Consider the following 21,000-nt stretch of genomic DNA (forward strand, 5'->3'; position numbering starts at 1 on the left):
CGACGCATCGTGTCGATATGGGGATTCAAAAGCGCGGGCACGAAAAAGGGCGGCCGAAGCCGCCCTCGCAGACCCGCCATGCATCGGCGGGATGGATCGCCGTCAGTGCGCGCCGCCGTGGAAGACGCCCGAACCCCAGACATAGATCGCGGCGAACAGGAACAGCCACACGACATCGACGAAGTGCCAGTACCAGGCGGCGAACTCGAAGCCGAGGTGCTGGCGCGTGGTGAACTGGCCCGCATAGGCGCGGAACAGGCACACCGCGAGGAAGATCGTCCCGATGATCACGTGGGCGCCGTGGAAGCCCGTCGCCATGAAGAAGGTCGACGAGTAGATGCTGCCGGCGAAGCCGAATTCGGCGTGGCTGTACTCGTAGGCCTGGCAGGCGGTGAACAGCACGCCGAGGATGATCGTCAGCCACAGACCGTATTTCAGGCCCTTGCGGTCGCCTTCCAGCAGCGCGTGGTGCGCCCAGGTCACCGTGGTGCCCGAGGTCAGCAGGATCAGCGTGTTCAGCAGCGGCAGGTGCCAGGGATCGAACGCCTCGATGCCCTTCGGCGGCCAGACACCGCCGGTGAACTCGACGCGGGAGACCTGGATCGGGTCGGCGGTGTACAGGGCGGCCTCGAAATAGGCCCAGAACCACGCGACGAAGAACATCACCTCGGAGGCGATGAACATCATCATGCCGTAGCGGTGATGGAGCTGGACGACGCGGGTGTGGTCGCCCGAATTGGCCTCGTGCGCCACGTCCTTCCACCAGGAGAACATGGTGTAGAGGACGCCGATCGCGCCGGCACCGAAGATGTAGGGGCCGGGTGTCAGGGTGCCGATCTGGAGGCTCTTCATCCAGAAGACGGCGCCGAACGCCATCAGGAAGCCCGAGAACGCCCCGATCAGCGGCCACGGGCTCGGGTTCAGGATGTGAAAGTCGTGATTCTTGGCGTGCGCCTCGGCCATCGTCCCGTCGCTCCTCACCCTCGCGCCCCGAACCGTTCCCGGCCTTACGCAGTCAACTGTTGCTCTTGGCTGGGCGTGGCATAGACCATGCCCAAGCTTGTCCGCACGTTTAATCGCTGAGAGCCCGGCTTGTCACGGGCCCGCGATCAGAAATCGCCCTTCGTGCCCGGGGCCGCCGAATTGGCCACAGGCCCGGTCACCGGCCGGCCGTTCTTGGCGGCGAAATAGGTGTACGACAACGTCATCTCAGAGAGATGCGCCGTGTTCGAGTCCTCCCGGACCGCCGGATCGACGTAGAACACCACCGGCACGTCGAGGGTCTCTCCGGGCTGCAGCGTCTGCTCGTTGAAGCAGAAGCAGGCGATCTTGACGAAGTAGCCGCCCATCAAGCCCGGCTGGACGTTGAAGGTCGCGACCCCCGTCGACGGCTTGGACCCCGTGTTCTGGACCCGGAAGAACACCGTCTTGGTCTCGCCGAGCTTCGCCTCGATGCTGCCCGCCTCCGGGGCGAACTTCCACGCGAGCCCCGGCGCGACGTTGGTGTCGAAATGGACCACCATGCTGTCGTCGGCCCGCGCCGCGGAGGCCGCCAGCGCCGGCCCCTGGCGCGGCGTGCCGTCGTAGCCGGTGGCCTTGCAGAAGGCGTCGTAGAGCGGCACCGACGCGAAGGCGAGGCCGATCATGCCGACCGCCAGCCCGGCGCAGGCAAGGGCGGTGCGCCGGGCGCGGCGTCCGGGATCGGCACGGTGCGGGCTCATTGCGATCTCCTCAGAGCGGCCGGCTGAGGATCTGCGGCCCGAGCTTGACGATCGTCAGCACGAAGAACAGCAGCACCCAGGCGCCGAGCGCCAGCGCGATGGCCACCGAGCGCTTGCGGCGCCGGGCTTCCTCCTCCGGGGTGAGCGGCCGGTACTGGATCTGGGGATCGGCCATGGCGGTCAGCCCAGGACCGGCCGGAACAGGCCGAAGCTCTGCTCGGCCAGCAGCGCCGAGAACAGCGCGAACAGGTAGAGAATCGAGAAGCCGAACATTCCCATGGCGGCCCGTTTCTCCGCGTCGCCCTGGCGGTTCCGCAGCACGCGGATGCTGAAGGCCACCATGCCGAGGCCGCCCGTGACCCCGATCACCGCGTAGAGGATGCCGCCGAAGCCCAGCGCCACCGGCACCAGCCCGAGCGGCGCGAGGAACAGGGAGTACCAGACGATCTGGCGCCGGGTCGAGGCCGGGCCGGCCACGTTCGGCATCATCGGGATGCCGGCCCGGGCGTACTCGTCGGCCTTGATCAGGGCCAGGGCCCAGAAATGCGGAGGGGTCCAGATGAAGATGATGGCGAACAGGATGAGGGACTCGATCCCGATCGAGCCGGTCACCACCGCCTGGCCGATCACCGGCGGCAGGGCACCCGCGGCGCCGCCGATGACGATGTTCTGCGCGGTCGCCCGCTTCAGCCACATCGAGTAGACCACCGCGTAGAACACGATGGTGAAGGCCAGGAGCCCCGCGGCCAGCCAATTCGCCGTCAGGCCCAGCACCAGCACCGACGCCACCGAGAGGAACAGGCCGAAGCCGAGGGCCTCCTCGGAGGTGATCTTGCCCGCGGGGATCGGCCGCGTCGCGGTCCGGCTCATCACGGCGTCGATATCGGCATCCCACCACATGTTGAGGCAGCCGGAGGCCCCGGCCCCCACCGCGATGGCGAGCAGCGAGATCGCGCCGATCGCCGGCTGCACGTGACCGTGGGAAACCGCCATTCCGACCAGAGCGGTGAAGATGACGAGGACCATCACCCGCGGCTTCAGCAGCGCGAAGTAATCCGGCACGTCGCCGCCGGCACTCGTGAGGGCCGCGGCCGGGAGGTCCGGTCCGATGCTGTTCGTCAGGCTCGTCATCGCGTCTGCCGCTGCTATGCCGGCGCCCGGCCACGCGCGTCACGGCCGGGTCGCGTTTTGAATTCAACGTATTCCAAGAGCCGACGCGGGCGGGGCCAGTGGCCCATGCGGATCGCCCTCTACGCTCGCCCTTGCCGGGAGGCCGCCAGCCGGCCTCCGGGGAAGGGCGAGGGCCGCCGAAGCGGCCCTCGCGGGGTATTTTCAGTGCACGCCGGGCTCTTCGACGATCTGCGGCAGCGTCTCGAACTGGTGGAACGGGGGCGGGGACGAGAGGGTCCATTCCAGGGTGGTGGCGCCTTCGCCCCACGGATTGTCCGCGGCCCGCTCCTTCGAGCGGAAGGCGAGAACGACGCCGATCACGAACACGAACATGCCGAGCCCGAAGATGTGACCGCCGTAGGTCGACACCTTGTGCCAGCCCGCGAAGGCGTCGGGATAGTCGGCGTAACGACGCGGCATGCCGGCCAGGCCGAGGAAGTGCATCGGGAAGAACAGGACGTTCGCGCCGATGAAGGCCAGCCAGAAGTGCAGCTTGCCGGCCCATTCCGGGATGATGTGCCCGGTCATCTTCGGGAACCAGTAGTAGACGCCGGCGAAGATGATGAACACCGCGCCCAGCGACAGGACGTAGTGGAAGTGCGCGACCACGTAGTAGGTGTCGTGCAGGTACTTATCGACCGCCGAGTTGGCCAGCACGACGCCGGTGACGCCGCCGACGGTGAACAGGAAGATGAAGCCCACCGCCCAGTGCATGGCGGCGGTGAACCGGATGGAGCCGCCCCACATGGTGGCGATCCACGAGAAGATCTTCACACCGGTCGGAACCGCGATCACCATCGTGGCGAACACGAAGTACGATTGCGTCTGCAGCGACAGGCCGACCGTGTACATGTGGTGGGCCCACACGACGAAGCCGACCACGCCGATCGCCACCATCGCGTAGGCCATCGCGAGGTAGCCGAAGACCGGCTTGCGCGAGAAGGTCGAGATGATGTGCGACACGATGCCGAAGGCCGGCAGGATCATGATGTACACTTCGGGGTGACCGAAGAACCAGAACAGGTGCTGGTACAGGATCGGGTCGCCGCCGCCGGCCGGGTCGAAGAAGGTCGTGCCGAAGTTGCGGTCGGTGAGCAGCATCGTGATGGCGCCCGCGAGCACCGGCAGCGACAGCAGCAGCAGGAACGCGGTCACCAGCTCGGCCCAGGCGAAGAGCGGCATCTTGTGCAGCGTCATGCCCGGGGCGCGCATGTTGAGGATCGTGGTGATGAAGTTGATCGCGCCCAGGATCGAGCCGGCGCCGGAGAGGTGCAGGGCGAAGATCGCGAAGTCGACGGCCGGGCCGGGATGGCCGGCGGTCGAGAGCGGCGGGTAGACGGTCCAGCCGGTGCCCGCGCCGGACGCGCCGGGCGCGCCCTCGACGAACAGCGAGCAGAGCAGCGAGCAGAAGCCCGCCACCGTCAGCCAGAACGAGATGTTGTTCATCCGCGGGAACGCCATGTCGGGCGCGCCGATCATGAGCGGGACGAACCAGTTGCCGAAGCCGCCGATCAGCGCCGGCATCACCATGAAGAACACCATGATGAGGCCGTGGCCGGTGACGAACACGTTGTAGGTCGCGGGATTGGAGAAGTACTGCAGGCCGGGCTGCTCCATCTCCATCCGGATGCCGAAGGAGAGGAACGCGCCGATCATGCCGGCGCAGAAGGCGAAGAGCAGGTAGAGCGTGCCGATGTCCTTGTGGTTCGTCGACAGGAACCAGCGCGCGAAGAACGACGGCTTGTGGTCGTGGACCTCGTGGGCCTCGGCATGGGCTGCGGCTGTAGCCATGGATTCGGGTGCCTTGTGGATCTGATGGGTTCGGGTCGCGGTCGGCCGGGGCTCAGCGCGCCTCGGCGACGCTCGTGCCGTTGTCGATGCGGGCGTACTTGGTCTTCGCCTCCTTCAGCCAGTCGGCGTAGGCCTGCTCGCTGACCACGCGGACCACGATCGGCATGTAGGCGTGGCGCTGGCCGCACAGCTCGGAGCACTGGCCGTGGAAGGTGCCCTCCTTGTCGGCCTTGAACCACATCTGGTTCAGACGGCCGGGGACGGCGTCGATCTTGAAGCCGAAGGCCGGCATCGCCCAGGAATGCAGGACGTCCGCAGCGGTGACCTGGATCTTCACGATCTTGCCGACCGGGACGACCATCTCGTTGTCGGTCTGGAGCAGGCGCGGCTGCTTGTCCTCGTCGATGTTGGCGTCGAACGTGAAGCCGCCGCCGGCCTCCGTCTGCGGGTACTCGTAGGACCAGTACCAGGCGTGGCCGATGACCTTGACGATCATGTCGGCCTTCGGGTCGGAGAGCTGCGTCCGCAGCAGGCGGAACGACGGGATCGCCACGGCGACCAGGATCAGCACCGGCACGATCGTCCAGGCGACCTCGATGGCGGTGTTGTGCGTCGTGCGCGAGGGCGTCGGGTTGCGCTTCTCGCCGAAGCGGAAGATGCACCACAGGATGAGACCCAGCACGAAGACCGAGATCACGAGGGACAGCCAATGCAGCCCCACCTCGAAGCTCAGGATGTCGCGGGCATTCTCGGTGACCGGGATCTGCCGGCTCATCTCCCACGGCACGGGCTGGCCGAAGCCCGCGGCCTGCGCGGCCGATAAGGGGAGGAGCGAGGCGCCGAGAGCGGCGAGGCTCCAGAGTGACCGGTTGATCGTCCGCACCGTCCGCATCTGCCTCTCGTGGCTCCCCTGCCTGTCTGATTGCCGTCGGACCGTCCCGTATTGATTATGTGCGGGATGGTACCAACGTGACGGAGTACCGTTTGTGTCACCCGGCATTATCCGACCGGGGCTTCAGACCACAAGGGCCCGCCACGCGCAACCGCACAAGCGTCGCATCGGTCGCTTTCCCGGCAGTTCGCCGTGTCTCGTGGCGCGGTCGCACCGGGGCGCGTCGGATCCTGTGCCGGCGCCATTGCCGGATCGCCGGGGTGCCGGATACGTGTCGCGGTTGGACCGGGGGGGCCGGAGCGCTGAATGACCACCGATATCGCGAGCCGATCCGCCGACCTGCCGCCGGCCTCGGTGCGGGTGCCGATGCAGGTCGTGGCCTACGCGGCAGCCGAGCCCAGGCCGGACGTGCGGGCGCTCGCGGTCGAGACTCCGGTCAATCTCGTCTACGGCAGCGTGCCGCACGCCGTGATGATGGCCACCCCCGCCGACCTTGAGGATTTCGCCTACGGCTTCAGCCTCACGGAGGGCATCGTCGAGGATGCTGCCGAGATCCGGGCGACGCGGGTCGCGGTCGGGCCGGACGGCCTGCGCCTGCATGTCGAATTGGCGCCCGGTCGCCTCCGGGAGCATCTGGCGCGCAAGCGCGCCATCAGCGGCCGCACCGGCTGCGGGGTCTGCGGGATCGAGGATCTGGCGGAGCTCCCCCGCGCGGAGCGGCGGACCGGCCCCGATGTCCAGGTCGCGGTGCCGGCGATTGCCCGGGCCCTGTCGGCCCTGGATTCGGCCCAGGCGTTGGGCGCCGAGACGCGGGCGGTTCACGCGGCGGCCTGGGCGCGGCTCGACGGCACCCTCGTGGCTGTGCGGGAGGATGTCGGTCGGCACAACGCCCTGGATAAGCTGATCGGGGCGTTGATGCGGTCCGGCACCGTCGCGGATTCGGGTTTTCTGGTGATCACCAGCCGGTGCTCGTTCGAGATGGTCGAGAAAGCCGCGCGCCTGGGGGCGGCCGTCATCGTCGCCATCTCGGCCCCGACCTCCCTCGCGCTGGAGCGGGCGCAGGCACACGCGATCACGCTCTGCGCCATCGCGCGCGCCGACACCGTCACGGTCTTCACCGGTGCGGAGCGGCTGATCGCCGGCTAGGCGCGGCCCACAATCGCGGCTGCCGGTCCGCCGGATCGACCGCCGCGCCCGATCCACGGCGCGGGGCGTGAACCGTCGGCTGTCGGACCCGGGTCGGCCGCGCGGGCCTACTGGACGGCGCCGGGCTCCTTCTCGACGGTGCCGGGGACGATGGTCGCCCCATCGATCACGCGCACGGCCTTCTTCTCCGCGGGCGGATCCTTCCAATCCTTCGATGCGGGCTTGGCAGCCTCGGCCACGATCTTGTCGGCGGGCTTGTCGGCCGCGGCGGGTGCGGACGGCGCCGGCTGCGTGCCGTCGATCGTCGCGGCCTTGCCGTCCGGCGGGACGGCCGGTCTCGCATCGGTCTTCGCCGCCTCGGAGGGGGCGACCCGCGGAGCGGGGACTTCGGGACTGGTGCGCAGCGCCGGCTTCAGCTCGGTCGGGTGCGGGGGGGCGGCGCGGGCGATCTTCCGCGGGACGCCGGTCCGTCCGGGTCTGTCCGGGTTGGTCCCATCCGGATTCGGCTCGGGCCGCATGGCCTCGCCCGGCGTCCTCCGCTGAAGCCGCAGGGCCGGAGCCTCGTCGGACGGCGCGGGCCTCACGACGCGACGGGGCACGGCCTCCTCTTCGGTCCAACCGAAGCCGGGTGCCGGACGCTCGAGCCGCGCGTAGGTCTCCGGCGCGGCGACCCGGCGCTGCCCGACGATCGCCCCCGCGGCGGGATCGACCAACAGGCGGACCGGAACCCCGGTCGGGCTCACCGCATCCACGACATACACCCGCCCGTCGAAGCGTGGGCGGGTCAGGCCGGTGAACCCGCGATCGGCCAGACGCCACGCCACCACCCGCGGCGGCAGGATCTCGTCCTCGAACGCGAATTGCGCGTCGGCACTGCGGCAGAGGCCGACGAGGGCGGCCCCCGATACCAGCGCGGCGCACAGCGCCCGGGTCGTCGTCGTCCGAAGGCGCACGGCCAATCTGCTCTTCATCGCCACTCTGATGCGTTCCCGTTCTTGGAGACCCGGCAGAGTATCCGGATTCCGGCATGGCCGGGCCCGGTGATCCCGGACCTCTGACCATGCCGGCGAGGACATTGCCCCGCATGCCGCTTGTGCTCGGCGGCCCACGGTAGACCGCGCGATTCGGGCGACATTGCGGAGGCCGGATCGCGCGGCGCGCGGGCGGACCGCAGGCGCGTTGCCGCGGCGGCGCCCTGTCCCTTGCTGAAAACGGTACGATCTGGCAGTTTCGCGACTTAGGACAGCACAACTGTCCCATCGGCCGTGAATACCGGCCGTCGCCACCTCGCGCGCGGGCGAGACTTCGGGCAGACGGTCACGGGCGCGTCCGTGCGCCGCTCGTCGAGCGGTCCGGGTCCTCGATGAACGCAGTTCGACGGGCGCGTCCCCCCGGGACCGACCGGATCGCCTGCGACATGAGGTCGGAGCGCCGGACCCGACGGCGGGCGGGCACGAAACATGCTCGTGGTGTGGACGGCGGCGGACGGGTTCGAGGGAAGGACGAGACGAGGCATGTCACAACGCAGACCCGCCGAAGAGTTTGCTGCTTCCACGATCCAGGCCGTCGCTCCGCGGGGCGGCGCCGCGCCACTCGTCGTGCGCGATCCCGCCCTCCCGGACGCCCAGGGCGCCTACGATCCGGCCCACGAGCGCGACGCCTGCGGCGTCGGCTTCATCGCCGACATGCACGACCGCCGCACGCATGCCATCGTCGAGCAGGGTCTCAAGATCCTGGAGAACCTCGACCACCGCGGCGCGGTCGGCGCCGACCCCAAGATGGGCGACGGCTGCGGCATCCTCACGCAAATCCCGCACGGGTTCTTCGCCGACGAGTGCTCGCGCCTGGGCTTCGAGCTGCCGCCGGCCGGCGAATATGCCATCGGCCAGTTCTTCATGCCGAAGGCCGAGGAGCCCCGGGCGATCATCCAGGAGATCGTCGAATCGGTCCTCGCCTCGGAGGGTCTGCCCCTGCTCGGCTGGCGCGACGTGCCGGTCGATCCGGAGGATCTCGGCGTTGCCGTGAAGGCGACCGAGCCGCACCACCGACAGGTCTTCATCGGACGTCCCGGGTCGGTCGCCGACCAGGATGCGTTCGAGCGCCGGGTCTATGTCGCGCGCAAGGTGATCTCGAACCGGGTCTACGGCCTGGACGATCCGCGGGTGAAGGAATTCTACCCGGTCTCGGTCTCGACCCGGACCATCGTCTACAAGGGCATGGTGCTCGTCACGCAGCTCGGCGGCTACTTCCTCGACCTGAGGGACAAGCGGTTCGTGTCGGCGATTGCCCTGGTGCACCAGCGCTTCGCCACCAACACCTTCCCGACCTGGCGCCTGTCGCACCCGTACCGGATGGTCGCCCATAACGGCGAGATCAATACGCTCCGCGGCAACGTCAACTGGATGGCGGCCCGGCAGGCCAGCGTCGATTCCGACCTGTTCGGCAACGACATCTCGAAGCTCTGGCCGATCTCCTACGAGGGCCAGTCCGACACCGCCTGCTTCGACAACGCCCTCGAGTTCCTCGTGCAGGGCGGCTACCCGCTCGCGCACGCCATGATGATGCTGATCCCCGAGGCCTGGGCCGGCAACCCGCTCATGAGCGAGGAGCGGCGCGCGTTCTACGAGTACCACGCGGCCCTGATGGAGCCCTGGGACGGCCCCGCCGCGGTCGCCTTCACGGACGGACGCCAGATCGGCGCCACCCTCGACCGCAACGGCCTGCGCCCGGCCCGCTACATCGTCACCGACGACGGCCTCGTGGTTCTGGCCTCAGAGATGGGGACGCTGCCGATCCCGGACGAGAAGATCGTCCAGTCCTGGCGTCTGCAGCCGGGCCGCATGCTGCTGATCGACCTGGCGAAGGGCCGGATCGTCTCCGACGAGGAGATCAAGGGCGAACTCGCCGCCGCGCACCCCTACGCCGACTGGGTCAAGAACACCCAGATCGTGCTGGAGGACCTGCGGCCGGTGCAGCCGCGCGAGTCGCGCGGCGACGTCGGCCTGCTCGATCGCCAGCAGGCCTTCGGCTACACGCAGGAGGACCTCAAGCTGCTGATGCAGCCCATGGCGGTGACCGGCCAGGAGGCCGTCGGCTCCATGGGGACGGACACGCCGCTCTCGGCGCTCTCCGAGAAGTCCAAGCTGCTCTACACCTATTTCAAGCAGAACTTCGCGCAGGTCACCAACCCGCCGATCGATCCGATCCGCGAGGAGGCCGTGATGAGCCTCGTCTCGTTCATCGGGCCGCGGCCGAACCTGCTCGACATGGAGGGGGCGTCCCGGCGCAAGCGCCTGGAGGTCCGTCAGCCGATCCTGACCAACGCCGACCTGGAGAAGATCCGCTCGATCGGCCATTTCGAGGATCGGTTCGACACCAAGACCCTCGACATGACCTACCCGGCCGAGATGGGCGCGCAGGCCATGGACGGCGCCCTCGACCGGCTCTGCGACCGGGCCGAGGCGGCGGTGCGCGGCGGCTACAACATCATCGTGCTCACCGACCGGGCGGTCGGGCCGGACCGGATCCCGATCCCGGCCCTGCTGGCCACCGCGTCCGTGCACAATTACCTGATCCGCAAGGGCCTTCGGACCTCGGTCGGCCTGGTGGTCGAGTCGGGCGAGCCGCGCGAGGTACATCACTTCGCCTGCCTCGCCGGCTACGGCGCCGAGGCGATCAATCCGTACCTCGCCTTCGAGACCCTTCTTGATATGAAGGACGAGTTCCCGCCGGACCTGACCGACGAGGAGATCATCTACCGCTACATCAAGGCGATCGATAAGGGCCTGCTGAAGGTGATGTCCAAGATGGGCATCTCCACCTACCAGTCCTATTGCGGCGCGCAGATCTTCGACGCGGTCGGCCTGAATTCGGCCTTCGTGGGCCGCGACTTCTTCGGGACCGCCACCACGATCGAGGGCGTCGGCATGGCCGAGGTCGCCGAGGAGACGGTGCGCCGTCACCGCGACGCGTTCGGCGACGCCCCGGTCTACCGGAACGCCCTCGATGTCGGCGGCGAGTACGCCTACCGCCTGCGCGGCGAGACCCACACGTGGACGCCCGACACGGTCGCGACGCTCCAGCACGCGGTGCGCCTCAAGGTGCCGGAGCGCTACAAGGAATACGCCGAGCTGGTGAACCGCCAGGAGAACCAGCTCAAGACCCTGCGCGGGCTGTTCCGGATCAAGGGTGCGTCCGAGATCGGCCGCGCGCCGGTGCCGGTCGAGTCGGTCGAGCCGGCCTCCGAGATCGTCAAGCGGTTCGCCACGGGGGCGATGTCGTACGGCTCGATCTCCAAGGAGGCCCACGAGACGCTGGCCATCGCGCTGAACTCGTTCGGCGGCCGGTCGAACTCGGGGGAGGGCGGCGAGGAGGTCGAGCGGTTCAAGCCCCTGCCGGACGGGCGCTCGCGCCGGTCGGCGATCAAGCAGGTCGCCTCGGGTCGCTTCGGCGTCACGACGGAATACCTCGTCAATTCCGACATGATGCAGATCAAGGTCGCGCAGGGCGCCAAGCCCGGCGAGGGCGGCCAGCTGCCCGGCCACAAGGTCGACGCCAAGATCGCCAAGGTCCGCTACGCCACCCCGGGCGTCGGCCTGATCTCGCCGCCGCCGCACCACGACATCTACTCGATCGAGGATCTGGCCCAGCTGATCTTCGACCTGAAGAACGTGAACCCGTCGGCCGACGTGTCGGTGAAGCTCGTCTCGGAGGTCGGCGTCGGCACCGTCGCGGCGGGCGTCGCCAAGGCGCGGGCCGACCACATCACCATCTCAGGCTACGACGGCGGCACCGGCGCGGCGCCGCTGACCTCGCTGAAGCACGCGGGCGGTCCCTGGGAAACCGGGCTGGCCGAGACCCAGCAGACCCTGGTGCTCAACGGCCTGCGCGGACGCGTCGCCCTCCAGGCCGACGGCGGTATCCGCACCGGGCGGGACGTGGTCATCGCGGCCCTTCTCGGCGCCGACCAGATGGGCTTCTCGACGGCGCCGCTGATCGCCGCCGGCTGCATCATGATGCGCAAGTGCCACCTGAACACCTGCCCGGTCGGCGTCGCCACCCAGGACCCGGTGCTGCGCAAGCGCTTCAAGGGCACGCCCGAGCACGTGGTGAACTACTTCTTCTTCGTGGCCGAGGAGGTGCGGGAGATCCTGGCCTCCCTCGGCTTCACCAAGCTGGAGGAGGCGATCGGCCGCTCGGACCTGCTCGACAAGATGGAGGCCATCGCCCACTGGAAGGCGCGCGGGCTCGACTTCACGAAGCTGTTCCACCGCCCCAAGGTGGCCGAAGGCACGGCCATCCGCCACGTCGAGACGCAGCACCACCCGATCGACACGGTCCTGGACCGGCGCCTTATCGAGAAGGCCGGACGCGCCATCGAGACCGGCGAACCGGTGGTCGTCACCGACACGATCCGGAACTCGGACCGGGCCGCGGGGGCGATGCTGTCCGGCATGGTGGCGAAGGCGCACGGCCACGAGGGGCTGCCCGACGACACCATCGTGGTGAAGCTCTCCGGCACCGCCGGCCAGAGTTTCGGCGCCTGGGTGGCGGCGGGGGTGACCCTCGAACTCACCGGCCACGGCAACGACTATGTTGGCAAGGGCCTCTCGGGCGGCAAGCTGATCATCCGGCCGAGCGACGCGCTGCGCTCGCCGCAGGACCGGACCATCATGGTCGGCAACACCGTGCTGTACGGGGCGATCGCCGGCGAGTGCTACATCCGCGGCTCCGCGGGCGAGCGCTTCGCGGTGCGCAATTCGGGCGCCATCACGGTGGTCGAGGGCATGGGCGACCATGGCTGCGAGTACATGACCGGCGGCGTGGTCGTGTCGATCGGCGAGACCGGGCGCAACTTCGCGGCCGGCATGTCGGGCGGCATCGCCTACGTGCTCGACGCGGACGGATCGTTCTCGGCTCGCTGCAACCTGTCGATGGTCGATCTGGAACCCGTCGAGGAGGAGGACGACCTGATGCGCCGCTTCCACCAGGACGGCGACCTGGAGACCAAGGGGCGCGTCGACATCCTGGCCGACATGTCGGGCCACGACGAGGAGCGGCTGACGCAGCTCATCAAGAACCACCTGAAATACACCGGCAGCCCGCTGGCGAAGACGATCCTCGACGATTGGTCCGCCTATCGGACCAAGTTCGTGAAGGTGATGCCGGTGGAGTACCGTCGCGCGCTCCGCGAGATGGAGATGGCGCGGATGCCGGTGGCGGCAGAGTAGCCGGCCGTCAGGGCCGGGTGGTCCGCCGCCCGGTCACGCAAACACGATCCGAGACGACACGGGCAGCGCAGTCAGAGACTGGCCGGCCCAGGGACTGACCGATGGGCAAGATCACAGGCTTCCTCGAGTTCGACCGGCAGGAGCAGAAGTATCAGCTCGCCGCCGACCGGGTTCGGCATTTCCGCGAGTTCACGCTGCCGCTCGACGAGCATGATCTGACGAAGCAGGCCGCGCGCTGCATGGATTGCGGCATCCCGTTCTGCCACGGCCCGACCGGCTGCCCGGTCCACAACCAGATCCCGGACTGGAACGACCTCGTCTTCCAGTCGGATTGGGAGGAGGCCTCGCGCAACCTCCACTCCACAAACAACTTCCCGGAGTTCACCGGCCGCATCTGCCCGGCGCCCTGCGAGGAGGCCTGCACGCTCAACCTTGAGAACCAGCCGGTCGCCATCAAGACGATCGAGCAGGCGATCGCCGACCGGGCCTGGAACATGGGCTGGGTGAAGCCCGAACCCGCCCAGACCCGCACCGGCAGGCGCGTCGCCGTCGTCGGCTCGGGTCCGGCCGGCATGGCGGCGGCCCAGCAGCTCGCCCGGGTCGGGCACGACGTCCACGTGTTCGAGCGCGAGCCGAAGGCCGGCGGCCTGCTCCGTTACGGCATCCCCGACTTCAAGATGGAGAAGCGCCACATCGACCGCCGCGTCCGGCAGATGGAAGCCGAGGGTGTCGTCTTCCACTACAACCAGAATATCGGCGTGACGAAATCGGTCGACGAGCTGAAGGCCGATTTCGACGCCGTGATGTTCTGCGGCGGCGCCGAGGATCCGCGCAACCCGCAGCTTCCGGGCCAGGACCTCATCGGGGTCCACTACGCGATGCCCTACCTCATCCAGTCCAATCGACGGGTGAACAACGAGCCGATGCGCGGCAACGGCGAGCTGCCGATCCTGGCCAGCGGCAAGAACGTCGTGGTGATCGGCGGGGGCGATACGGCCTCCGACTGCGTCGGCACGGCCTTCCGGCAGGGCGCCCTGTCGGTGACGCAGCTGGACATCCGGCCGCGGCCGCCGGAGCGCGAGGACAAGCTGACGGTGTGGCCGTACTGGCCGACCAAGATGCGCACATCCTCGAGCCAGGCCGAGGGGGCGGAGCGCGAATTCCAGGCTGCGACGCTCCGGGTCGAGGGCAACAAGAAGGGTCACGTCACCGGCGTCGTCTGCGCCCGGGTCGACGCCAAGCGGCAGCCGATCAGCGGCTCCGAATTCGTCCTTCCCGCCGACCTCGTCTTCATGGCGATCGGCTTCGCCGGCTCCGTCCAGAAGGGTCTCCTGGAGCAATCGGGCATCGGCGTGAGCAAGCGCGGCAACGTCGAGGCCAACGAGGAGGATTACCGCACCTCCGATCCGAAGATCTGGGCGGCGGGCGACATGCGCCGGGGCCAGTCCCTCGTCGTCTGGGCGATCCGGGAAGGGCGCCAGGCCGCGCGGGCGATCGACGAGGCGCTGATGGGCGCCACCGTGCTGCCCCGCTAGCGGCGGCGCACCGTCTCAGCGCCGGCGCCCGTCAACCGGGCGGCCAGCGGAAGTCGTCGGCGCGTCCCGGCTGCGGCATCGGCGCGTTCCCGCGCAGCAGCGTCCGCTCGACGGTCCCCAGATTGTCGGCATCCCGGGGCCGTCCCGTCAGCAGAGCGCCCCCGGGGGAGACCTCCGTGCGGCTGAGCGGCACGACCGGGCCGGCGACGGCCTTCACCGGAAGCGCCGGAACCCCCGGCGGTTCCGGCAGGCTCGGCAGCATCGCGGTGATCTGGCGATCGATGGCGGCGGTATCGGTGGGTTGTGCCGCCCCGTCGAGGCCCGGCCCCGCGGTCGGGGCCTGGACGCTCGGCGCGAGGCTCGCGGCGGGCGGCTGGTCGGGCGTCGGCGCCGCGGTTCCCATCAGGCGCTTCAGCTCGACATCGGCGAAATGCGCCAGCTTCCGGTCGCCCGCCTTGGTGAAGTGGACGCCGTCGGCGGTGCGGAGCTTGGCGATCTGGCCCTCCGGGTCGGGGCCGGAGGCGGCGTAGCGGTCCCGGTCGTCGACGAAGCCCGGCCAGATATCGACGTACACGGCGCCGGCCCGGGTCACGCTGTCGCGGATGATGTCGTTCATCGATGCGAGGTCGCGGCTGAGCGTCTCGCTCTCCATCGGCGGGAGACCGACCCAGATCAGCGGCACCTTGCGGTCGGTGAAGACCTTGATGAGCGCATCGACCCGCGCCCGGTACAGGACACGCCAGCGGTCGCTCAGCGGATCGGCCGTCTCGTCACCCTCGCGAATGGGCTGGCGGTCGTTGGCGCCCAGCATGACCAGGGCATAGCGGACCTTCGGGCTCCCCTGCAGGTAGTCCTGCACGGCCTTCGGCCAGTCCACCACATCCTTGCGCACGAGACCGCTGTCGCCCTTGGCGCGATCGGTCACGGCGACGTCGGCATTGTCCTCGAACACGTCGTCGAGGCCTCTGGCGAGGTGGTCGGCGAGCGAATCGCCGAACACGGCGATCTGCACGCTGGGCTCGCTCTTGGCGATGGCCGGCTTCGGCGAGGTCGGAGCGCGTGCAGGACGCACCCGGCGCTTGATTGCGGGGGGCGGGCGCTGCGCTTCCGTCGCGCCGTAGTGCGGTCGCGGACGCGGGGCCCGATAGGTCCGCTCGGGCTGCGGCGCGACGGGCTGAGGCCTGTCCTCCCAGGGCCAGTAGAACTGGCGGGGCGCCTCCTGCTGGGGCGCATAGCGGGGTGGGCGTGCCGCGGCCCCATCGTCCCGGTAATAGGCATCGCGGGAGCGCCGACGCGGTGGCGCTTCGTAATAGGCGCCGCCGCCGGGCTGCTGGTACCCGTCGCCCCACTGCGCCTGCGCGGGCGCGCTGCAGAACAGCGCCAGGCCCAGAAGCCAGGACGCCGCCGCCAGCCCGGATGGGACGGGGCGTATCCGGGCACGCCGACCAGCAACCAACATGCGCATTCCGCATCCGTTCGCCGGCGGGAGACCGTCCGGCAGACCCCAGTATAGCGCGAGCGCCCCCCGTTTCTAAACCCGTGCCGGTCGTCACGGCCGCGCCGGCGGTCCGTCCTTGATCCGCGCCAGCAGTGCCGGGGTGGCATAACCGTCAGCCGGCAGCCCCGCGCTGATCTGGTAACGCCGGACCGCCTCCCGCAACCGGGGGCCGGCACGGCCGTCGTTCGGCCCCTCGTAGTAGCCCGCCGCGGCGAGGCCGCTCTGGAGTGCCTTCAGGCCGGGACCATCGAGGCGCGCGGCGGCCGCCGGCCACGGCGCGGCGAGGGACGGACCTCCGTCCAGGCGGTCCGCGAAGTGGCCGACCGCGAGGGCGTAGGCATCCGAGGTGTTGTAGCCGCGGATCACCTCGAAATTGTCGGTGATCAGGAAGGCGGGCGCACCGAGCCCCCCGGGAAGGAACAGGCTGGCGTGACCGCGCCCGGGCAGCGGCTTCCCGTCGGCGCGTCGGACGCCGCGCTTCGCGAAATCGTCGATGTCGCCGGCATATCCGGACAGGTCGAAGCCGCCCGGCAGGAGCACTTCATAGCCCCACGAGACCGCCGGATCCCACCCGAGATCCTTGAGGTAGGCGGCGATCGAGGCCAGGGAATCCCCATCGCTGGTCCAGATGTCCCGGCGGCCGTCGCCGTCGAAATCCACTGCATGCGCGAGGTAGGTGGAGGGCAGGAACTGGACTTGGCCCATCGCCCCGGCCCAGCTGCCGCTCATCCGGTCCGGCGCGACGTCGCCGCGTTCGAGGATGGTGAGCGCGGCGAGGAGTTCGTCGCGGAACAGGGTGCCCCGGTATCGGGCGGCGGCCAGCGTCGTCAGCGCCCGGATCGTCGGAACGCTGCCCGCACTGGCGCCGAAGTCGGACTCGATGCCCCACAGGGCCAGAAGCACTCCGGCCGGCACGCCGTAACGGCGCTCGATGGCGGACAGGGTCGGCGCGAGTGCCGTGGCGCGGGCCCGCCCGCGGGCGATCCGACCGGCCGAGACGGCGCCGACGAGGTAGTCCCAGACGGGCCGCACGAACTCGCTCTGACCGCGGATCCGGGCCTGGATCCCGGCATCCGGGCCCGCGATGCCGCGGAACGCCGCGTCGAACGTCCGGGGAGAGACGCCGCGCGCCGCAGCCTCGGGCCGCAGCGCCTCGATGAACGCCCGGAACGCGCCGTCCGGACGCCCCGCCTCGGCCGCGCGGATCGGCCCGGCCGCGAGGCACAAGCCACCGGCGACGAACGCCCTGCGCGTCGGCATCGGATCAGATCCGGTTGCGCTTGCCCAGCCGATCCTCCCAGGCGAGCGCCTGGGCGACGATGGCGTCGAGGTCGTCGTGGGCGGGCTTCCAACCGAGGCGCGCGCGGATCAGCCCGGCCTCGGCCACGATCCGGGCCGGATCGCCGGCCCGGCGCGGACAGAGGTGCACATCGAAATCGCGGCCCGACATCCGCTTCACGACCTCGATCACTTCGAGGACCGAGTAGCCGCGTCCGTAGCCGCAGTTCAGCGTCAGGCTCTCGCCCCCGCCGCGCAGGTGGTCGAGGGCGACCCGGTGCGCCTCGGCCAGATCCGAGACCTGGATGTAGTCGCGCAGGCACGAGCCGTCCGGCGTCGGGTAGTCGGTGCCGTAGACATCGAGCCGCTCCCGCTGTCCGAGGGCGGCCTGCGTGGCGACCTTGATCAGGTGCGTGGCATTCGGCGTCGACTGTCCGGAACGCCCCTTCGGATCGGCCCCGGCGACATTGAAGTAGCGCAGGATCACGTAGGAGAATCCGTGCGCCGCGGCGGCATCGGCGATCATCCACTCGCTCATCAGCTTGGAGCGGCCGTAGGGATTGATCGGCGCGAGGGGCAGATCCTCCGGCACCGGCACGACCTCCGGCTCGCCGTAGACGGCCGCCGTCGAGGAGAAGATCACGTGCCGCACGCCCGCGCGCACCGACGCCTCGATGAGCGAGCGGGTCTTCACGGTATTGGCGAGATAATAGCCCAGCGGGTCCGAGACCGACTCGGGCACGACGATCTTGGCGGCGAAGTGGGCGAGGGCATCGATCCGGTGCTGGAGGATGGTCTGCGTCACGAGCGCTTGGTCGGCGACGTCGCCGACCACGAGCTTGACGCCTTCCGGCACGGCCCAGTCGAAGCCGGTGGAGAGATCGTCCAGGACGACGACCTCGTCGTGGCCCGCATCGAGCAGGGCCAGAACCATGTGGCTGCCGATGTACCCGGCGCCGCCCGTCACAAGAACCGCCATTTCACCCCCTGAGAACCCGCGCCCATGACTACCGCTAAGACGGGTGCAGACGGTATAATTACGGCGCTCTGCGCTACAGTATCTACGCAGAGCCCTTGCGGTGGATCGTGTTCGCCTGTCTCACTCGCCGCATTGCCGACTACGTCGCTTCATCCAGTTTTGGGGTTACCGCTCGATGAAACCCATCCGCAAGGCCGTCCTGCCCGTCGCGGGCCTCGGCACGCGCTTCCTGCCCGCCACCAAGGCGGTTCCGAAGGAGATGCTGACGGTCGTGGACCGGCCGGTGGTTCAGCACGTGGTCGATGAGGCGCGAGAGGCCGGCATCGAACACTTTATCTTCGTGACCGGCCGGGGCAAGGCGGTGATCGAAGATCACTTCGATATCGCGTTCGAACTGGATCATACCCTGCGGGAGCGGGGCAAGATTGCCGCCTACGAGGAACTCAAGAAGGACCTGCCCGCCGCCGGCCAGACCAGCTTCACCCGGCAGCAGGCGCCCCTCGGCCTGGGCCACGCGGTCTGGTGCGCCCGCGAGATCGTCGGCGACGAGCCCTTCGCGGTGCTGCTCCCGGACATGCTGAGCCGGGGCTGCATGCAGCAGATGCTGGCGACCTACGAGCGCCACGGCGGCAACATCATCGCCGTCGAGGAGGTGGCCCCCGAAGAGACGCACCAGTACGGGATCGTCAGCGTGGGCGACACCTACGGGCAGTCCTTCCAGATCACCGGGATGGTCGAGAAGCCCAAGCAGGGCACGGCGCCGTCGAACTTCATCATCTCGGGACGGTACATCCTGCAGCCGGAGATCTTCGGGATCCTCGAGCACGGGAAGAAGGGGGCCGGCGGCGAGATCCAGCTCACCGACGCCATGATCGACCTCATGGACACGCAGGACTTCTTCGGCATGCGCTACGAGGGCCGGACCTACGACACGGGCTCGAAGCTCGGCTTCCTCACGGCCAATCTCGCCTACGCCCTGGAGCGTCAGGACCTGGCGGGCCCCCTGAAGGCCGAGATCGCCAAGCTTCTGAAGGAGCACGGCTGAGCCGCGTCGGGTCGCGCGGACTTCGGGAATATGCGGCTCAGCCATGCGCTGAGAGCGGAGGTAACGGCCATTTTCAGCCTTGCTTCTTGTGCGCCGCACTTTAATTTGTGCGTTGCGGGATCGCGATGGCGTCGCGGTCACGCAGCCCTTCTTGGGCGTTTCCTCCCTAGACTTCGGGCCGCTCCTTCGGGAGTGGCCTTTTTTCTTGGCCGACGGCCGCCGGCGGACCGCCGCCTGGGCTCACTCCGCCGCCATCCGACGCGGCATCAGGTCGCCGAGTTCTGACGCGACGTCCGCCACGACCGACGTCAGGGTCGCGACGAGCCCGGAAAAACCCGGCGCGATCGCGAGGTTCGCCTCGTTCATGTAGAGCGCGCGATTGACCTCGATCTGGAGCGCATGCCGCCCGAGATTCGGTTCGCCGTAATGCTCCGTGATGAAGCCGCCCGCATAGGGCTTGTTGCGCACCACGCGAAAGCCCCGGGTGCGGAACGCCGTCTCGAACCTGTCGATCAGAATCGGATCGCAGGCGGTTCCGTAGCGGTCGCCGAGCACGACGTCGGCCTTCACCTCCGCGTCCCGCCCGAGGCTGGACGACGGCATGGAGTGGCAGTCGATGAGAACGCAATGCCCGTGCGTCCGCGCCGTCCGCTGGACGAGGCCGCGCAGGGCGCGATGGTAGGGCTTGTAGAGCCCTTCGATCCGCGCCGTCGCCTCGCTCACCGGAAGACGCCGGGAATAGATTTCCTGGCCGTCGGCGACGACCCGGGGAATCGTGCCCAGCCCGCCGGCGACGCGCATCGACCGGGTGTTGGCGAAGGCCGGGAGCCGGCCCTCGAACATCCGCGGGTCGAGCTCGAACGGCTCGCGGTTCACGTCCAGGAAGGCCCGCGGGAAGTTCGCCCGCAGCAGCGGGGCACCGAGGCCGACCACCGGCGTGAACAGGCGTTCGACATGCGCGTCCTCGGAGCGGCGCAGGGCCAGGGCATCCAACCGCGACGCCGCGACGAATTCCGGGGGGTAGACGGCCCCGGAATGACCGGTATTGAAGACGAACGGCAGGGTGTGGACCGCCGGCTCGTCGATCGCGAAGGCCGGGGCGAATCCGAAGGCGTCTGGCTTGACCGGTTCAGGCGCAGTCATGGGCTGGTGGGCACCCCGGCGGTTGAGCGAGCGCGGCGAAGGTGCACTGTGGTGCGCGTTCGCCCGCCTGTCCACTCGAAGCCGGCGGCTCGGGCAGCCGCGTCGGGCACCGCGGTGCGAATCGCGGCCGCCATCCTAACACCTTGTTTACCATCGCCTCCCTTTATGGGATCAACCTCTCGACTCGAAGGCTCGGATCCGGCCGATGAAAATCCTGCTGGCGGAAGACGACAACGACATGCGCCGGTTCCTCGCCAAGGCGCTGCAGAACGCGGGCTACGACGTCCTGTCCTTCGACAACGGCCTCTCGGCCTACAACCGGCTGCGCGAGGAGCCGTTCGAGCTGCTGCTGACCGACATCGTGATGCCCGAGATGGACGGGATCGAACTCGCGCGCCGGGCGACCGAACTCGATCCCGACATCAAGGTGATGTTCATCACCGGGTTCGCGGCCGTCGCGCTCAACCCGGATTCGAAGGCTCCGAAGGACGCGAAGGTGCTCTCGAAGCCGTTCCATCTCCGCGATCTCGTGAACGAGGTCGAGAAGCTGCTGGCCGCCTGACCGACGCGGC

General features: G+C 69.1%; 16 protein-coding genes. 5 read left to right on the top strand and 11 right to left on the bottom strand.

The genetic code is table 11. From position 1 onward, the window contains the following. Window positions 1-102 precede the first annotated feature (102 nt). From MKL01_RS17255 to coxB, 6 genes are all read right to left on the bottom strand, one after another. Window positions 103-963, bottom strand: coding sequence for a cytochrome c oxidase subunit 3 (locus MKL01_RS17255; RefSeq protein WP_243906425.1), 861 nt, complete (start codon window positions 961-963; stop codon window positions 103-105). A gap of 146 nt (window positions 964-1,109) precedes the next feature. Next, window positions 1,110-1,721 (bottom strand): cytochrome c oxidase assembly protein, encoded by a 612-nt coding sequence (locus tag MKL01_RS17260; RefSeq protein WP_243906426.1) that lies wholly within the window; start codon window positions 1,719-1,721, stop codon window positions 1,110-1,112. 10 nt (window positions 1,722-1,731) lie between these two features. Then, window positions 1,732-1,896, bottom strand: a complete 165-nt coding sequence (locus MKL01_RS17265) for a hypothetical protein (RefSeq protein WP_243906427.1) — start codon at window positions 1,894-1,896, stop codon at window positions 1,732-1,734. Between the two features lie 5 nt (window positions 1,897-1,901). Next, window positions 1,902-2,852 carry a heme o synthase gene (locus MKL01_RS17270; protein ID WP_243906428.1) on the bottom strand — a complete coding sequence of 317 codons (951 nt, stop codon included), beginning with the start codon at window positions 2,850-2,852 and terminating at the stop codon, window positions 1,902-1,904. Window positions 2,853-3,053: 201 nt separating this feature from the next. After that, the gene (gene ctaD, locus MKL01_RS17275; RefSeq protein WP_243906429.1) at window positions 3,054-4,682 is read right to left on the bottom strand and encodes a cytochrome c oxidase subunit I; all 1,629 of its coding nucleotides are present in this window, start codon (window positions 4,680-4,682) and stop codon (window positions 3,054-3,056) included. Between the two features lie 52 nt (window positions 4,683-4,734). Next, entirely contained in the window at window positions 4,735-5,574 is an 840-nt protein-coding gene (gene coxB, locus MKL01_RS17280; protein WP_243906430.1) for a cytochrome c oxidase subunit II, read from the bottom strand. A gap of 306 nt (window positions 5,575-5,880) precedes the next feature. Here coxB and fdhD point away from each other — a divergent pair, with 306 nt between their 5' ends. Continuing rightward, a complete protein-coding gene (gene fdhD, locus MKL01_RS17285; RefSeq protein ID WP_243906431.1) occupies window positions 5,881-6,720 on the top strand; it encodes a formate dehydrogenase accessory sulfurtransferase FdhD in 840 nt (279 codons plus the stop codon). A 107-nt stretch (window positions 6,721-6,827) separates the two neighbouring features. On the opposite strand, the gene MKL01_RS17290 is transcribed toward fdhD, so the two are convergent. Further along, window positions 6,828-7,691 carry a hypothetical protein gene (locus MKL01_RS17290; RefSeq protein WP_243906432.1) on the bottom strand — a complete coding sequence of 288 codons (864 nt, stop codon included), beginning with the start codon at window positions 7,689-7,691 and terminating at the stop codon, window positions 6,828-6,830. Between the two features lie 543 nt (window positions 7,692-8,234). On the opposite strand from MKL01_RS17290, the gene gltB reads away from it, so the two are divergent. After that, the gene (gene gltB / locus MKL01_RS17295) at window positions 8,235-12,950 is read left to right on the top strand and encodes a glutamate synthase large subunit (RefSeq protein WP_243906433.1); all 4,716 of its coding nucleotides are present in this window, start codon (window positions 8,235-8,237) and stop codon (window positions 12,948-12,950) included. Window positions 12,951-13,051: 101 nt separating this feature from the next. Next, on the top strand, window positions 13,052-14,485 hold the full coding sequence (locus MKL01_RS17300) for a glutamate synthase subunit beta (protein ID WP_243906434.1): 1,434 nt from the start codon (window positions 13,052-13,054) through the stop codon (window positions 14,483-14,485). Window positions 14,486-14,516: 31 nt separating this feature from the next. Here the strand turns inward: MKL01_RS17300 and MKL01_RS17305 are convergent, their stop codons facing one another. From MKL01_RS17305 to galE, 3 genes are all read right to left on the bottom strand, one after another. Then, a complete protein-coding gene (locus tag MKL01_RS17305; protein ID WP_243906435.1) occupies window positions 14,517-15,950 on the bottom strand; it encodes a DUF459 domain-containing protein in 1,434 nt (477 codons plus the stop codon). 84 nt (window positions 15,951-16,034) lie between these two features. Next, on the bottom strand, window positions 16,035-17,243 hold the full coding sequence (locus tag MKL01_RS17310; protein WP_243906436.1) for a lytic murein transglycosylase: 1,209 nt from the start codon (window positions 17,241-17,243) through the stop codon (window positions 16,035-16,037). Between the two features lie 4 nt (window positions 17,244-17,247). Further along, on the bottom strand, window positions 17,248-18,240 hold the full coding sequence (galE, locus tag MKL01_RS17315) for a UDP-glucose 4-epimerase GalE (RefSeq protein ID WP_243906437.1): 993 nt from the start codon (window positions 18,238-18,240) through the stop codon (window positions 17,248-17,250). Window positions 18,241-18,415: 175 nt separating this feature from the next. On the opposite strand from galE, the gene MKL01_RS17320 reads away from it, so the two are divergent. Beyond that, on the top strand, window positions 18,416-19,285 hold the full coding sequence (locus tag MKL01_RS17320) for a UTP--glucose-1-phosphate uridylyltransferase (RefSeq protein WP_243906438.1): 870 nt from the start codon (window positions 18,416-18,418) through the stop codon (window positions 19,283-19,285). A 240-nt stretch (window positions 19,286-19,525) separates the two neighbouring features. Here the strand turns inward: MKL01_RS17320 and MKL01_RS17325 are convergent, their stop codons facing one another. Further along, window positions 19,526-20,428, bottom strand: a complete 903-nt coding sequence (locus tag MKL01_RS17325) for an N-formylglutamate amidohydrolase (protein ID WP_243906439.1) — start codon at window positions 20,426-20,428, stop codon at window positions 19,526-19,528. Between the two features lie 205 nt (window positions 20,429-20,633). On the opposite strand from MKL01_RS17325, the gene cpdR reads away from it, so the two are divergent. Continuing rightward, window positions 20,634-20,990 carry a cell cycle two-component system response regulator CpdR gene (gene cpdR / locus MKL01_RS17330; RefSeq protein WP_003603128.1) on the top strand — a complete coding sequence of 119 codons (357 nt, stop codon included), beginning with the start codon at window positions 20,634-20,636 and terminating at the stop codon, window positions 20,988-20,990. Window positions 20,991-21,000 lie beyond the last annotated feature (10 nt).

Origin of the sequence: Methylobacterium sp. J-070 (assembly GCF_022829385.1) — a bacterium.
In the GTDB taxonomy this organism is placed as follows: Bacteria; Pseudomonadota; Alphaproteobacteria; order Rhizobiales; family Beijerinckiaceae; genus Methylobacterium.